The sequence below is a fragment of the Streptomyces marokkonensis genome (genome assembly GCF_039539045.1).
GTDB classification, from domain to species: domain Bacteria; phylum Actinomycetota; class Actinomycetes; order Streptomycetales; family Streptomycetaceae; genus Streptomyces; species Streptomyces marokkonensis.
On the sequence record NZ_BAABCQ010000013.1, the window covers coordinates 20,692 to 35,058 of the forward strand.

Below are 14,367 nucleotides of genomic sequence, written 5' to 3' on the forward strand. Positions count from 1 at the left end.
CCTACGTCGCCAGTGTCACCTCTCTGTGGGCCGGGTCCCTGACCTCTCCGACCAGTAGTTCCAGTACGTCCTCCAGGGCGACCAGGCCCAGGACCTTTCCCGAGGCGTCCGTCACCTGGGCCAGGTGGGTGGCCGCTCGGCGCATGACCGTGAGGGCGTCGTCCAGCGGCAGTTCGGGGCGCAGGGTCGTCATCGGGCGCCAGAGGTGCTGCGGGACGGCCCGGTCGGAGTCCTCCAGGTCGAGGACGTCCTTGACGTGGAGATAGCCCATGAAGGCGCCCTTGCCCGCCGCGACCGGGAAGCGCGAGTACCCGGTGCGGGCGGTCAGCGCGACGATCTCGCCCGGCGTGACCGAAGGGCTGACCGTGATCAGGGACTCGCGCCCGAGGAGGACGTCGGTGACCGGGCGGGAGCCCAGTTCCAGGGCGTCCTCCAGGCGTTCCTGCTCCTCCGGGTCGAGCAGGCCCGCCTGGCCGGCGTCCTCGACCAACCGGTTGAGCTGCTCACTGGTGAAGACGGCCTCGACCTCGTCCTTGGGCTCGACGTGGAAGAGCCGCAGAACGCCCCGGGCGCAGGCGCCGAGGGCCGCGGTGATCGGCCTGCAGAGGCGGGCGAAGCCGACCAGGCCGGGGCTCAGCCACAGCGCGGCCTTCTCGGGGGCGGCCATCGCGAGGTTCTTCGGGACCATCTCGCCGATGACGAGGTGGCAGAAGATCACGAGGGCCAGCGCGATGGCGTAACCGAGCGGGTGGATCATGCCCTGTGGCAGGTGGATCCACTCGAAGACCGGTTCCAGCAGATGGGCGACGGTCGGTTCGGCGACCGCGCCGAGGGTCAGGGAGCAGACGGTGATGCCGAACTGGGCCGCGGCCATCATCTGCGGCAGCCGTTCCAGGCCGTACAGCACCTGTCGGGCGCGGGCGGTGCCGAGTGGTTCGATCTGGCTGCGGCGCACCGAGACGAGGGCGAACTCGGCTCCGACGAAAAAGCCGTTGGCGAGTACGAGCAGCGCGGCGAAGAGGAGTTGCAGGACGCTCATCGGGCGGCCTCCGGCGCGGGGACCGGCGCCGTCCGCACCAGTCGTATGCGCTCGGCGCGGTAGTGGCCGACCTGGCGGACCAGGAGACGCCAGCCGGGCAGTTCCGCCCGGTCGCCGACGGCCGGGATGCGGCCGAGCTGGTCGGCGACGAGTCCGGCCACGGTCTCGTACGGCCCCTCGGGCGCCTTCAGGCCGATGCGCCGCAGGGCGTCGACGCGACAGCTGCCGTCGACGTCCCAGGCGGGCCGGCCCTCCTCGGGCGGGGCGGGGGCCAGTTCGGGGATGTCGAGGCCGTCGTGCTCGTCGCGGACCTCGCCGACGATCTCCTCGACGATGTCCTCCAGGGTGACGACGCCTGCCGTGCCGCCGTACTCGTCGACGACGACCGCGATGGGCTGCTCGTTGCGCAGGCGGGTGAGCAGCGGCCTGACGGGCAGCGTTTCGGGGACGAGCAGCGCGGGGCGGGCGATCCGGCCGGCGGTGGTGCGCAGCCGGTCGTGTGCGGGGACCGCGAGGGCGTCCTTGAGGTGGACCATGCCGAGGATGTCGTCGATCTTCTCCCGGTAGACGGGGAAGCGGGACAGGCCGGTGGCGCGGGTCAGGTTGACGACGTCCTCGGCGGTGGCCGAGGAGTGCAGGGCGCTGACCCTCACGCGCGGGGTCATGACGTGCTGCGCGGTCAGTTCGCCCAGGGATAGGGTCCGTACGAAGAGGTCTGCGGTGTCCTGCTCCAGTGCGCCGGCCCGGGCGGAGTGCCGGGCCAGGGAGACCAGTTCGCCGGGGGTGCGGGCGGAGGCCAGCTCTTCGGTGGGTTCGATGCCGAGGGCGCGGACGAGGCGGTTGGCCACGGCGTTCAGCGCGGCGATCACCGGGTGGAAGAGCCGGGCGAAGGCGTGCTGCGGGCCCGCGACGAAGCGCGCGACCTGGAGTGGCTTGGACACCGCCCAGTTCTTGGGCACCAGCTCGCCGATCACCATCTGCACCGCCGACGCCAACAGCATGCCCACGACGACGGAGACACCGGGGACGGCGCCGTCGGGGGTGCCGATCGCCGTGAAAGGGCCGTCCAGGAGCTGGGCGAGCGCCGGCTCGGCGAGCATGCCGACGACGAGGGAGGTGATGGTGATGCCGAGTTGGGTGCCGGAGAGCTGGAAGGACAGCTCCTTGAGGGACTCGACGACCCGGCGGGCGCGGCGGTCGCCGTCGGCGGCGGCCTGCTCGGCGTCCGGCCGTTCGACGGTCACCAGGCCGAACTCGGCCGCGACGAAGAAGCCGTTGGCGAGGATCAGCAGGAACGCGGCTGCGAGGAGCAGCAGGGGGGTGGTCATGTTGCCGCCGCCTGTGGGGAGTCACAGCAGGGGGCGGCGCAGGTACTGCAGGACGATCCGTCCATCGCCGGAGGGAGTCACTCCTCGGGTAGCGGGAACCCCCGCGCACCGGGCGGAGCGACAGGGGCGAGGACGCGACGGCCGCGTCCTCGTTCCCAGATTAATCACGAAAAGGGTGCCCGCGGCAGGGGCACCGCCCCGCGCGTCAGCCGCGGGGCGCCTCGGGGGCGGCACCGGACCGGGCCTCGGCGAGGGCGCGCAGAGCACGCGCGTCCTGGATGGCGCGCTGCCGGGCGATGCCCGGCTGGATGCCGAGCGCGGGCAGACTGGTGCCGTCGCTGAGGTCGAGGAAGGCCCAGGGGTCGCCCTGCCGGAGGTTGACCCGGAGGATCTCGGCCCAGGCGAGGCGTCGCTTGGTGGTGAGGTTGACGACGGTGACGCCCGCGTCGTCGGCGGTGATCCGGGGCCGGGCCAGCAGGAACAGGACCCCGGCGAGGAGGAGGGCCGTCAGCGCGAAGCTGAGGCGCTCCCCCGTGCCGAGGCCGTCCAGCAGCATGCCGACCGCCGAGATGGTCACGAACGTGCCGACGGCGAGAACGGACAGGACCACGCGGGTGCGCCCCGGCCGGAAGGTGACGGGCAGGGCGGGCAGGGCCGGCGTGGCGTCCGACGTGGTGTCCGGCGTGGTGTCGGGCATGGCGTTGCTCCGGGTCGTGCTCAGAGGCGGCGGCGAGGGGGCCGCACGAAGACGGCAGGCGTGGACGACCGTTCAGAGGCGGCAGGCGTGGATGGCCGTGGTCAGGATGGCCCGTGCGCCGATCTCGTACAGGTCGTCCATGATCCGCTGGGCCTCCTTGGACGGGACCATCGCGCGGACGGCGACCCAGCCCTCGTTGTGCAGCGGGGAGACGGTCGGGGACTCCAGGCCGGGGGTGAGCGCGACGGCCTTCTCCAGCTGCTCCACGCGGCAGTCGTAGTCCATCATCACGTACGTCCGGGCCACCAGGACGCCCTGGAGGCGGCGCAGGAACTGCTGCACCTTGGGCTCGGTCGTCTCGTCGGGCTCCGCGCCCGAGCGGCGGATCACGATGGCCTCGGACTTCATGATGGGCTCGCCGAAGACCTCCAGGCCGGCGTTGCGCAGGGAGGTTCCGGTCTCGACGACGTCCGCGATGACCTCGGCGACACCGAGCTCGATGGCGGTCTCGACGGCGCCGTCGAGGTGGACGACGGAGGCGTCGACGCCCCGGTCGGCCAGGTGCGCGGCGACGATGCCCTCGTAGGACGTGGCGACGGTCCGGCCCCCCAGGTCCTCGATGCCGTCCGCGGTGCCCGGCCTGCCGGCGAAGCGGAAGGTGGAGCGGGCGAAGCCGAGCGGGAGGATCTCCTCGGCGTCGGCACCGGAGTCGATCAGCAGGTCGCGGCCGGTGATGCCGATGTCGAGCTTGCCGGAGGAGACGTAGATCGCGATGTCCCGGGGGCGGAGGTAGAAGAACTCCACCTCGTTCGTCGGGTCGACGACGCGCAGTTCCTTGGACTCGCGGCGCTGCTGGTAGCCGGCCTCATGCAGCATGTCCCCCGCGGGGCCTGACAGGGAACCCTTGTTGGGGACGGCGATGCGCAGCATGAGGTCGGCTTCCTTTGTGTGAAGGGATGGAAAAAGGGGTTCGGCTTTACAGGTGGGCGTAGACGTCGTCCAGGGAGATCCCGCGGGCGACCATCATCACCTGGACGTGGTACAGCAGCTGGGAGATCTCCTCGGCCGCCGCCTCCTTGCCCTCGTACTCGGCGGCCATCCAGACCTCGGCGGCCTCCTCGACGACCTTCTTGCCGATGGCATGGACCCCCTTGTCCACCAGCTCGGCGGTGCGTGAGGTGGCGGGGTCGCCGTTCGCGGCCTTGTGCTGGAGCTCGGTGAAGAGCTCTTCGAAAGTCTTGTTGGACATGGTGGCGCCCACTTTACGCGTAGTGCCGACCGGCCTAACGCCACGGTTCGGATACTGAGCGGAGTGTGGCCGCCGTGGCGACGGCCGCGGTCACCGCCTCGTGGCCCTTGTCCTCGCGGGAGCCCTCGATGCCGGCCCGGTCCAGGGCCTGCTCCTCGGTGTCGCAGGTGAGCACTCCGAAGCCGATGGGGACGCCGGTGTCGACCGAGACCTGGGTGAGGCCCTGGGTCACGCCCTGGCACACGTAGTCGAAGTGGGGGGTGCCGCCGCGGATGACGACGCCGAGGGCGACGATCGCGTCGTAGCCGCGGCCCGCGAGGACCTTGGCGACCACCGGGAGCTCGAAGCTGCCGGGGACCCTGAGCAGGGTCGGCTCGTCGATGCCCAGCTCGTGCAGGGCGCGCAGGGCGCCGTCGACCAGTCCGTCCATCACCTTGTCGTGCCACTGCGCCGCGACGACGGCGACCCGCAGGTCGCCCACGTTGCGTACGGACAGGTCCGGTGCACCCTTGCCGCTCACGTCTCTCCTCGCTTCGCTTGCTTACTGGTTGCCGCAGGTGGACACGGGCGTCGTGTCCAGCCAGGGCAGGTCGTGTCCCATCCGGTCCCGCTTGGTGCGCAGGTAGCGGAGGTTGTGCTCGCCGGCCTGGACGGGCATCGGCTCGCGGCCGGTGACCTCGATGCCGTGCCGTTCGAGGGCGTCGCTCTTGTCCGGGTTGTTGGTCATCAGCCGCACGGCGCGCACGCCGAGGTCCATGAGGATCTGGGCGCCTGCGCCGTAGTCGCGGGCGTCGGCGGGCAGGCCGAGTTCCAGGTTGGCGTCGAGGGTGTCCCGGCCGCGCTCCTGGAGCTCGTAGGCGCGCAGCTTGGACATCAGGCCGATGCCGCGTCCCTCGTGGCCGCGCAGGTAGACGACCACTCCCCTGCCCTCGGCCTGGATACGGTCGAGCGAGGCGTCCAGCTGGGGGCCGCAGTCGCAGCGCTGGGAGCCGAAGACGTCGCCGGTGAGGCACTCGGAGTGGATGCGGACCACGACGTCGGCGCCGTCGCCGATCTCGCCGTGCACGAGGGCGACGTGCTCCACTCCGTCGACGGTGGAGCGGTAGCCGTACGCCGTGAACTCGCCGTGCCGGGTGGGCAGCCGGACCTCGGCCTCGCGGCGGACGGTGGGCTCCTCGCTGCGGCGGTAGGCGATGAGGTCCTCGATGGAGATGATCGTCAGGCCGTGCTTGCGGGCGAACGGGATCAGCTCGGGCAGCCGCAGCATACGCCCGTCCTCGCCGGCGATCTCGACGATGGCGCCGGCCGGACGCAGGCCCGCGAGGCGGGCGAGGTCGACGGCGGCCTCGGTGTGGCCGCCTCGGACGAGCACGCCGCCGGAGCGGGCGCGCAGCGGGAAGATGTGCCCGGGGCGGACCAGGTCGGTCGGTTCGGCGGTGCCGCCCGCCAGGAGCTGGAGGGTGGTGGCGCGGTCGGAGGCGGAGATGCCGGTGCTGACGCCGTGCCGGGCGGTGGCGTCCACGGAGACGGTGAAGGCGGTCTTCATCGACTCGGTGTTGTCGTCGACCATCTGCGGGAGGCGGAGCCGGTCCAGTTCGTCGCCCTCCATGGGGGCGCAGATCAGGCCGCGGCACTCGCTCATCATGAAGGCGACGATCTCCTCGGTCGCCTTCTCGGCGGCGATGACGAGGTCGCCCTCATTCTCGCGGTCCTCGTCGTCGACGACCACGACGGGCCGGCCGGCGGCGATGTCCGCGACGGCCTGCTCGACGGGGTCGAGAGCGACATCGTCGAGGCCGTCGGTGCTGTAGAGGATCGGTGCCGTGCTCATGCGGGCGCTCCTTCCGGGACGGGCCGCGCCGCGGTGCGGGAGCGCAGCCACCAGTCGCGCAGGCCCCACAGGACGAGCGCGCCGTAGATGACGTAGACGAAGCCGGAGAAGGCGAAGCCGTTGGCGAAGTTCAGCGGGACGCCGACCAGGTCGACCAGCAGCCAGGCGAACCAGAACTCGACCATGCCGCGCGCCTGGGCGTACATGGCGACGACGGTGCCGACGAAGATGTACGCGTCCGGCCAGGGATCCCAGGACAGGGCCGGGAAGGCGGTGAACAGGCCACCGACCGCGAGGGTGCCGACGGCGGCGGCGGCGAGCAGTGCGCCGCGCTCGCGCCAGGTGGCGAACCGGACGGCGATGGAACCGTCCTGGGTCTGCTGCCTGCCGCGGTTCCACTGCCGGAAGCCCCAGGCGGCGACGACCATGACGACGATCTGCTTGCCCGCGCTGCCGGAGAGGTGGGCGGTGGCGAAGGCCGTGAAGAGGACGAGTCCGGAGACGAACTGCACGGGCCAGGTCCAGATGGAGCGCCGCCAGCCGAGCGCGAGGCCGAGCAGGCCGATCACGTTGCCGATCATGTCCGACCACTTGATGTGCTGGTCGAAGAGTGTGAACGCCTCGGAGTTGAGCCAGTTCACTTGGTGTCTCCCTGGGCGGCCCGGGCGCCGAGCAGGCGCTCGACGTACTTGGCGATGACGTCCACCTCGAGGTTGACCGGGTCGCCGGGCTGCTTCAGGCCGAGCGTGGTCAGGGCGAGGGTGGTGGGGATGAGGCTGACGGTGAAGAAGTCGGGGCCGGCGTCGACGACGGTGAGGCTGATGCCGTCGACGGTGATGGAGCCCTTCTCCACGACGTAGCGGGTCAGGTCCGCGGGCAGGGAGATCCTCACGAGCTCCCAGTGCTCGGAGGGCTTGCGCTCCAGGATCTCGCCGGTGCCGTCGACGTGGCCCTGCACGATGTGCCCGCCGAGGCGGGCGCCGACGGCGGTGGGCCGCTCCAGGTTGACTCGGGAGCCGGTGGTGAGGACGCCCAGGCTGGAGCGGTTGAGGGTCTCCGCCATCACGTCCGCGGTGAACTCGTCACCCTCGTGGTCGACGACCGTGAGGCAGACGCCGTTGACGGCGATCGAGTCGCCGTGCCGTGCGCCTTCGGTGACCACGGGGCCGCGCAGGCGGAAGCGGCAGGCGTCGTCGAGGGTCTCGACGGCCGTGACCTCGCCCAGCTCTTCGACGATTCCGGTGAACACTTCCCGGGTCCTCCTGCCTCTTCGGGCACGGACTCCGGGGCTGTCGGGAACGACAGATGTCGCGAGCGAGGACACCGGGAACGACGCCGGACGGGACCCGCCCGGCAACGGGCGAGCCCAGAGATCGGCGGCGCGCACGTGTGCTCACCCGCCGCGCACTGCCTCCCATCCGGACTTTAACCGTCGGTCCAGGAATTTCACCTGGTCAACCGATCGCTGGAAGCGACCGGGTCGCGGACTGTAACCGCCGGTTCGGACTTTCACCGACCCCGGAGTGCGCTGCTTCTGGTACAGGGCCAGTGTGCCACGCCTGATCGCCGTCCACGCGGACGGATTGTGTGGAGTGGCTCACAGAACGCTTCCACGAGAGTCCCGGCCGTGCCACGACCGCCCCCAACTGGACCCCTCCCACCCCGCCTTGCAATTGGTCCATACCTATTGACTCACTGGTCTAGTCCTCTCTAGGGTCTGCGCAACTTCCGTGGAGAGGAACCGACTGTGCCTTCCCCGTCACGCTCCAGAACCCGCCACAGAGCGGGGCCGGCCCTGTTCGCGGCTGCCGCCGCCGTCGGCGGTCTGCTGCTCGCCGGCCTCCCGGCGACCGCCTCGCAGGCCGCCGGCCAGGAGAACTGCCGCCCCGACGGGCTCTACCAGACCCCAGGCGTCGACGTCCCCTACTGCTCGGTCTACGACTCGGCGGGCCGGGAGAAGATGGGCGCCGACCACCCGCGCCGTGTGATCGGCTACTTCACGAGCTGGCGCACCGGCAAGGACGGCAAGCCCGCCTACCTCGCCTCCGACATCCCGTGGGACAAGATCACCCACATCAACTACGCCTTCGCCCACGTCGACGGCGAGAACAAGCTCTCCGTGGGTGCGGACAGCGGGAAGAACCCGGCGACCGGCATGACGTGGCCGGGGGTCGAGGGCGCCGAGATGGACCCGGACCTTCCCTACAAGGGCCACTTCAACCAGCTGAACAAGTTCAAGAAGCAGCACCCGGACGTCAAGACGATGATCTCGGTGGGCGGCTGGGCCGAGACGGGCGGCCACTTCGCGGACGACGGCACGCGCGTGGACTCGGGCGGCTTCTACTCGATGGCCACCAACGCCGACGGCTCGGTCAACCGGGCGGGCATCGAGACCTTCGCGGACTCGGCGGTCGACTTCGTCCGGAAGTACGGCTTCAACGGCGTGGACATCGACTACGAGTACCCGACGACGATGAAGGACGCGGGCAACCCGCTCGACTGGTCCTTCGCGAACGGCCGCCGGGCCGGGCTGGTCGAGGGCTACGCGGCCCTGATGAAGACGCTGCGCGAGAAGCTCGACCGCGCGGGCGCCGCGGACGGCAGGCACTACCTCCTCTCCGTCGCCGCGCCGTCCTCCGGGTATCTGTTGCGCGGCATGGAGACCTTCCAGGTCCAGAAGTACCTGGACTACGTCAACATCATGTCGTACGACCTGCACGGCGCCTGGAACGAGTACGTCGGCCCGAACGCCTCCCTCTTCGACGACGGCAAGGACCCCGAGCTCGCCGCCGGGGGTGTGTACTCCACCTCCCAGTACGGCGGTATCGGGTACCTGAACACCGACTGGGCGTACCACTACTTCCGCGGCTCGATGCCGGCCGGCCGCATCAACATCGGGCTGCCCTATTACACGCGGGGCTTCAAGAACGTCACCGGCGGCACCGACGGGCTCTGGGGCAGGGCGCCCTCCACGGACTGCCCGGCCGGCTCCGGCCTGACCAAGTGCGGTGACGGCGCGGTCGGCATCGACAACCTGTGGCACGACCTGGACACCAACGGCGAGGAGTCGCCCGCGGGTTCCAACCCGATGTGGCACGCGAAGAACCTGGAGAAGGGCGTCGTCGGCGACTACGTCACCGACTACGGATTCCCGGCGGACACGAAGCTGACCGGGACCTACGCCCGCAAGTACGACGCCACGCTGGTCGCGCCCTGGCTGTGGAACGCCGAGAAGAAGGTCTTCCTGTCCACCGAGGACGAGCAGTCGGTCCAGGCCAAGGCGGACTACGTCGTCGACCGCGGCATCGGCGGCACGATGGTGTGGGAGCTCGCGGGCGACTACGCCTGGGACGCGGGCAAGGGGCAGTATGTGCCCGGCTCGACGCTGACCGACACGATGTACGACACGTTCAAGAACGCCTCCCCCTACGGTGCCGAGCGCGCCACGATCGACATGCCGGCCGAGGCGCTCGACATCGACGTGGAGTTCGGGGAGTTCCCGCTCGGCGACTCCAACTACCCGATCGGCCCCAAGCTGAAGATCACCAACAACACGGAGACGCCGCTGCCCGGCGGTACGGAGTTCCGGTTCGACTACGCCACCTCCGCGCCCGGCAACGCGAAGGACCAGTCCGGCTGGGGCACGTCGGTGATCCGCAGCGACCACACGGGCGGCAACGTGGGCGGTCTGAAGGGCGACTACCACCGGGTGTCGCTGAAACTGCCGGCCTGGCAGTCGCTGGCGCCGGGCGCGTCCACGACGGTGGACTTCGTCTACTACCTGCCGGTCTCGACCCCGTCGAACTGGACGGTGGCGTTCGGCGGGAAGACGTACTCCCTGGCGGGGGACCTGGCCCGGGGCACGACCGTGGTCGACCCCGGGGCTCAGACGCCGGCACCGACTCCCACGCCCACGGGCACGGAGTCTCCCGGCCCGAGCCCCAGCCCGAGCCCGACGGACGGCGCCGGGCAGTGCGCGGCCCCGGCCTGGGCGGCGGGCACGGAGTACGGCAGTGGCAGCACGGTGTCCCACGAGGGCCACTCATGGAAGTCCAAGTGGTGGACGAAGGGCGAGGAGCCCGGCACCACCGGTGAGTGGGGCGTCTGGCAGGACCTCGGCGCCTGCTGACCCCGGCAAGACCGGCCCGGCGGCGGTGACGAGCCTTGCCCGCCGCCGGGTCTCCCACAGCGTCCCCCTGGCCTCGGGCAGGGTGGGACGCGTGACGGCCGCGATCACCGAGGGGTCCGAGCGCCACCGGCCCGTCCGTCGCCGTCCGGCCCGGACCACCGGGTGAAGGTGTCGCCGGCGGGGAAGGCTCACCGGGTCTCCGCACGGGCGGACTCCTCGCGCCCGTGCCGGCGGTCGGCGGTCGGCGGTCGGCGGTCGGCGGTCGGCGGTCGGCGGTCGGCAACGGGACGTCCCAGGAGTGTCCGGCGGTGCGGTTCGAGGCGGGACTCGGAGGTGGAGCGGATGAGCAGGCGGGCGTGGCTGCGTGCGGGCCTGGGACTGCTCGCCTGCGCGCAGGTGGTGCTGGGGCTGTGGGTCATGCTGCTGCCCGAGCTGTTCTGGAAGTGGCCCTGGGTGTCGCACCTGCCGCCGTACAACGAACATCTGCTGCGGGACTTCGGCGGGGCCAGCGTCGCGCTCGCGGTGGTGCTGTGCGCGGCGGTGGTGGCGATGGAACGGCTTCTGGTCGTCACCGCGCTGGTGGCCTACCTCGTGTCCGCCGTCGTCCATCTTCTCTTTCACGCCCGGCATCTGGAGCCCCTGTCGGCGGCGAGCGGCGCGGGGTTCATGGTGTTGCTGGGAGCGGCGGTGCTGCTGCCGGCCGTGCTGCTGTGGGTGGCGGCGGGCGGGGACGCCTTCCGGGAGCCCGGCCACACGGCGCGGCGCCCGGCGCCCTGAGAGGACCACCGCCGAGAGGGCCGGTGGGCACCGGCTCCGTCAGGCGCCGCACGATGCCGCCGCGCCCACCCGTGCCGCCCCCCGCGACGCGACCGCCCGCGGCCGAGGCGGGGGAGCGCGTCGAGCACATGGCGGGCTACCGCCCCTGCGGGGCGAACAGCACGTCCTGGGCGCGGTCGCGGGCGGTCAGCAGAGCCCCGCGCAGTACGGCACCGCCGCCCAGCGTGCTGGGCCGTACCTCGGTGGCGAGCGGTGACATCCGTGTGAGGCGGCGCTGGACGCGGTCGGCGAGTGTGCCGGCGCCTGCCCGGCCGATCTCGCCGGCCAGCACCAGGCAACCTGGGTCCAGCACGGAGACGACGGCCGCGGCGCCGAGGGCGACCCGGTCGGCGAGCGCGTCGAGAAAGCGCTCAGCGGCGGCGTGGTCCGGGTGGTGGTTCTGGGAGTGATCCCCGCACTCCTCCCCGTCCCCGCACCCTTCCCCGTCCTTGTCCGTCGACGACCGCCGTACCGCCTCCCGCACCAGCGCGGCGGCGTGCGGCTCGGGCCCCTCGGGCACCGCCGTCACGCCGTGCCGCGCCGCGAGGGCAGCCACCGCCGTCGCCCCGGCCACGGAGTGGAACCCGCCGTCGCAGTCGGTGGCCGACGGCAGGCCCGAGGTGCCCGGTACCGGCAGGAAGCCGATCTCGCCCGCGCCGCCGGACACGCCCCGCCGCAGGGTGCCGTCGAGGACGACCGCGGCGCCGATACCGAGGCCGAGCCAGAGCAGGACGAACGTGTCCCGGTCCCGGGCCGCCCCGTCGCGCTGCTCGGCCAGGGCGGCGAGGTTGGTCTCGTTCTCCACGCCGACCCGCGCCTCGGGATACCTCTCCTGCAACGCGGCCATCAGCCGGCGGTGCCACTCGGGCAGGCCGCTGGAGCCGCGGAGTTCACCGCCGGCCGGGTCGATCAAACCGGGCACGCCGATGCCGACGGTGTGCAGCCGCTCGGCGCCGGCCTCCTTCGCCGCGCGCTCGACCAGGCCCACCGCCCGCTCCACCGCGGGGCCGGTCCCCGTGTTGTCGCCGATCGGCACGGAGGCCTCGGCCAGCACCCGGCCGAGCAGGTCGGAGACCAGTACGGCGACGCTCTCGGTGCGCACGTCGAGGGCGGCGAGATGGGCGCGCCCGGCGACGATGCCGTACAGCTTGGCATTGGGGCCGCGGCGCTGCTCGCCCGACTCCCCCGCCACCTCGATCAGGCCGGAGACGGTGAGGCGTTCGACGAGGTCGGCGACGGTGGGCCGGGACAGGCCGGTCAGCTGCTTCAACCGCCCTGCCGTCAACGGGCCCTCCCGCTGGAGCAGGTCCAGTGCGAGCCGGTCGTTGATGGCCCGGGCGGTGCTCGGGGATGCGGGCATGCCGGGATCCTTCCAGATCGGCGGCGCGGGGTCCGCACCGGCAACCCCCTATCTATCAGGAAGGGACCCTGATAGTTTACGCGACGCAGTGGAGGCAGGCAGTGCGACAGACCCGACGGAGGGCCCGGAAATGAGCGCGGTGGTCTACGAGCGACGCGAGGTGAGGAGCGCCCGGTATGCCGTGGCGGCCGTTTTCGCCGTGCACGGGGCCGTCACCGGCTCGTTCGCGACGCGTGTGCCGTGGATCCAGGACCATGCCGGGGTGAGCGCGGGCCAGTTGGGCCTGGCGCTCGCCTTCCCGGCGCTCGGCGCGTCGGTCGCCATGCCGCTGGCCGGCCGCGTCAGCCACCGCTTCGGTGCCCGCACCGCGCTGCGCGGCCTGCTGGCCCTGTGGACGCTGGCGCTCTTCCTGCCGTCTCTCGCGCCGAGCCTGCTCACCCTGTGCCTCGCCCTTTTCGTCTACGGCGCCACGGCGGGCATGTCGGACGTGGCGATGAACGCGCTCGGCGTCGAGATCGAGAACCGGCTCGACAAGTCGATCATGTCGGGCCTGCACGGCATGTGGAGCGCGGGCGCCCTGATCGGCTCGGCGGCCGGCACGCTCGCCGCCCATCTGGAGGCGGATGCCCGGCTGCACCACGCCCTGGCCGCCGCGGTGCTGACCCTGGTGGGCCTGGTCGCCTGCGCCCGGGTGCTGGACCTCCAGCCCGCCGAGGACGAGGATCCGCCCCCCAGGTTCGCGCTGCCGCCCAGGTCCGCGCTGCTGATCGGCGCGGTCGGGTTCTGCGCGGTGTTCGCCGAGGGCGCGAGCCTGGACTGGTCGGCGGTCTACCTGCGGGACCAGCTGGAGGCCTCGCCCGGTCTGGCGGCGGCGTGCACGACGGGCTTCACGCTGACCATGGCGCTGGCCCGGTTCGCCGGGGACAGGGTGGTGGACCGGTTCGGCGCGGTGCGCACGGTCCGGGTGAGCGGTGTGCTGGCCACCCTGGGCGGTCTGCTCGTCGTCGCCGGGGGCCATCCGGCGGTGGCGATGACCGGATTCGCGCTGATGGGTCTCGGCATCGCCGTCGTCATCCCGCTGTGCTTCGCCGCGGCCGGCCGCGCCGGCTCCAACCCCAGCCTGGCCATCGCGGGTGTCGCCACCATCACGTACACCTCCGGTCTGGTCGCCCCCAGCGCGATCGGCGGTCTGGCCCAGGCGACCAGCCTGGTGGTGTCGTTCGGTCTGGTGACCGCGCTGGCCTTCTGCCTGGTGGTGTTCGCGAAGGTGCTGCGCGCCGGGGACCGGGAGCGTCCGAAGATCAGTCCGTCGGACGCAGCAGTGCCCGACCGGCGGTCCTGAAGGTGTCGCTCCACGGCGCCGGGCGCAGCGTCCCGGGGTCCAGCCGGACCAGCACACGGGTGCCGCGGGCGTATGTGGTGGCACCGTCCGCCGAGCAGAAGCGGAAGCCGTACGTCAGCCCGGTCGTGCCGAGCCGGTCCAGCCAGAGGTGGACGGCGTACGCGCCCGGCCGGGTGACGGGCGCCTCGTAGGTGATCGTCAGTTCCTTGACGGCGTTGCAGGCGTCGCCGGCCGCCGCCCAGTCGCCCTCGAACCGGAAGCCGTGCTCGGTCCACAGCTCGGCCCAGGCCCGTTCGACCATCACCGGGTAGCGGGCGTTGTGCAGCAGGCCGAGCGCGTCCAGGTCGTCGAAGTGGACGGTGGCCGGGACGAGCCGGCCGTAGGAGAGGACGGGGGCGGCGGGGGCTTCGGCGGTCACGGGCGGGGCTCCTGGTCTTGCTCGGCTGTGCTCACGTACGACGGATCCACTCCATCCTAAGCGGTCGCTCAGTAGTGAAGGCCGGGAAGGTGCTGGTCAGCCGGGGGCGCCGGACACGGGACCACCCCGCACCCCTGACAATGGTCCGGACAGTCCTC

Annotated in this window: 14 protein-coding genes and 1 riboswitch; of the genes, 3 read left to right on the forward strand and 11 right to left on the reverse strand. The window is 71.9% G+C overall.

Annotation, left to right across the window (positions count from 1 at the left end; translation table 11 throughout):
* Nucleotide 1: 1 nt before the first annotated feature.
* The 9 genes from ABEA26_RS05065 to ABEA26_RS05105 all read right to left on the reverse strand — a co-directional run bounded on the left by ABEA26_RS05065 (nucleotide 2) and on the right by ABEA26_RS05105 (nucleotide 7,393).
* Nucleotides 2-1,039 carry a hemolysin family protein gene (locus ABEA26_RS05065; RefSeq protein WP_345589603.1) on the reverse strand — a complete coding sequence of 346 codons (1,038 nt, stop codon included), beginning with the start codon at nucleotides 1,037-1,039 and terminating at the stop codon, nucleotides 2-4.
* A complete protein-coding gene (locus ABEA26_RS05070) occupies nucleotides 1,036-2,367 on the reverse strand; it encodes a hemolysin family protein (RefSeq protein WP_345589605.1) in 1,332 nt (443 codons plus the stop codon). Before ABEA26_RS05070 ends, ABEA26_RS05065 begins: the two co-directional genes overlap by 4 nt.
* A 205-nt stretch (nucleotides 2,368-2,572) precedes the next feature.
* The gene (locus ABEA26_RS05075) at nucleotides 2,573-3,064 is read right to left on the reverse strand and encodes a PH domain-containing protein (protein ID WP_345589606.1); all 492 of its coding nucleotides are present in this window, start codon (nucleotides 3,062-3,064) and stop codon (nucleotides 2,573-2,575) included.
* Nucleotides 3,065-3,136: 72 nt separating this feature from the next.
* Complete coding sequence (hisG, locus tag ABEA26_RS05080) at nucleotides 3,137-3,994, reverse strand: ATP phosphoribosyltransferase (protein WP_345589607.1); 858 nt, start codon at nucleotides 3,992-3,994, stop codon at nucleotides 3,137-3,139.
* 46 nt (nucleotides 3,995-4,040) lie between these two features.
* Nucleotides 4,041-4,313 (reverse strand): phosphoribosyl-ATP diphosphatase, encoded by a 273-nt coding sequence (locus ABEA26_RS05085; protein ID WP_122617146.1) that lies wholly within the window; start codon nucleotides 4,311-4,313, stop codon nucleotides 4,041-4,043.
* A gap of 34 nt (nucleotides 4,314-4,347) precedes the next feature.
* Nucleotides 4,348-4,833 (reverse strand): 6,7-dimethyl-8-ribityllumazine synthase, encoded by a 486-nt coding sequence (gene ribH / locus ABEA26_RS05090; RefSeq protein ID WP_345589610.1) that lies wholly within the window; start codon nucleotides 4,831-4,833, stop codon nucleotides 4,348-4,350.
* Between the two features lie 21 nt (nucleotides 4,834-4,854).
* Nucleotides 4,855-6,144 (reverse strand): bifunctional 3,4-dihydroxy-2-butanone-4-phosphate synthase/GTP cyclohydrolase II, encoded by a 1,290-nt coding sequence (locus ABEA26_RS05095; RefSeq protein ID WP_345589612.1) that lies wholly within the window; start codon nucleotides 6,142-6,144, stop codon nucleotides 4,855-4,857.
* Complete coding sequence (locus ABEA26_RS05100; RefSeq protein WP_345589614.1) at nucleotides 6,141-6,785, reverse strand: nicotinamide mononucleotide transporter family protein; 645 nt, start codon at nucleotides 6,783-6,785, stop codon at nucleotides 6,141-6,143. The genes ABEA26_RS05095 and ABEA26_RS05100 overlap by 4 nt, the downstream gene beginning before the upstream one ends.
* Nucleotides 6,782-7,393: a riboflavin synthase gene (locus ABEA26_RS05105; RefSeq protein ID WP_345589615.1), complete on the reverse strand. Its 612-nt coding sequence runs from the start codon at nucleotides 7,391-7,393 to the stop codon at nucleotides 6,782-6,784. Before ABEA26_RS05105 ends, ABEA26_RS05100 begins: the two co-directional genes overlap by 4 nt.
* Before the next feature lie 151 nt (nucleotides 7,394-7,544).
* A riboswitch (FMN riboswitch) is annotated at nucleotides 7,545-7,675 on the reverse strand.
* 216 nt (nucleotides 7,676-7,891) lie between these two features.
* Between ABEA26_RS05105 and ABEA26_RS05110 the strand changes: the two genes are divergently transcribed.
* Together ABEA26_RS05110 and ABEA26_RS05115 are read left to right on the forward strand one after the other, a co-directional pair.
* Nucleotides 7,892-10,273: a chitinase C-terminal domain-containing protein gene (locus ABEA26_RS05110; protein ID WP_345589616.1), complete on the forward strand. Its 2,382-nt coding sequence runs from the start codon at nucleotides 7,892-7,894 to the stop codon at nucleotides 10,271-10,273.
* A gap of 342 nt (nucleotides 10,274-10,615) precedes the next feature.
* The gene (locus tag ABEA26_RS05115; protein WP_345589618.1) at nucleotides 10,616-11,050 is read left to right on the forward strand and encodes a hypothetical protein; all 435 of its coding nucleotides are present in this window, start codon (nucleotides 10,616-10,618) and stop codon (nucleotides 11,048-11,050) included.
* Nucleotides 11,051-11,186: 136 nt separating this feature from the next.
* Here ABEA26_RS05115 and ABEA26_RS05120 read toward each other — a convergent pair whose 3' ends face one another.
* Complete coding sequence (locus ABEA26_RS05120; RefSeq protein WP_345589620.1) at nucleotides 11,187-12,449, reverse strand: ROK family transcriptional regulator; 1,263 nt, start codon at nucleotides 12,447-12,449, stop codon at nucleotides 11,187-11,189.
* Nucleotides 12,450-12,579: 130 nt separating this feature from the next.
* Between ABEA26_RS05120 and ABEA26_RS05125 the strand changes: the two genes are divergently transcribed.
* On the forward strand, nucleotides 12,580-13,791 hold the full coding sequence (locus tag ABEA26_RS05125) for an MFS transporter (protein ID WP_345589621.1): 1,212 nt from the start codon (nucleotides 12,580-12,582) through the stop codon (nucleotides 13,789-13,791).
* Here ABEA26_RS05125 and ABEA26_RS05130 read toward each other — a convergent pair.
* Nucleotides 13,751-14,209 carry an acyl-CoA thioesterase gene (locus tag ABEA26_RS05130; RefSeq protein WP_345589622.1) on the reverse strand — a complete coding sequence of 153 codons (459 nt, stop codon included), beginning with the start codon at nucleotides 14,207-14,209 and terminating at the stop codon, nucleotides 13,751-13,753. The two genes, ABEA26_RS05125 and ABEA26_RS05130, sit on opposite strands and share 41 nt — an antisense overlap.
* Nucleotides 14,210-14,367 lie beyond the last annotated feature (158 nt).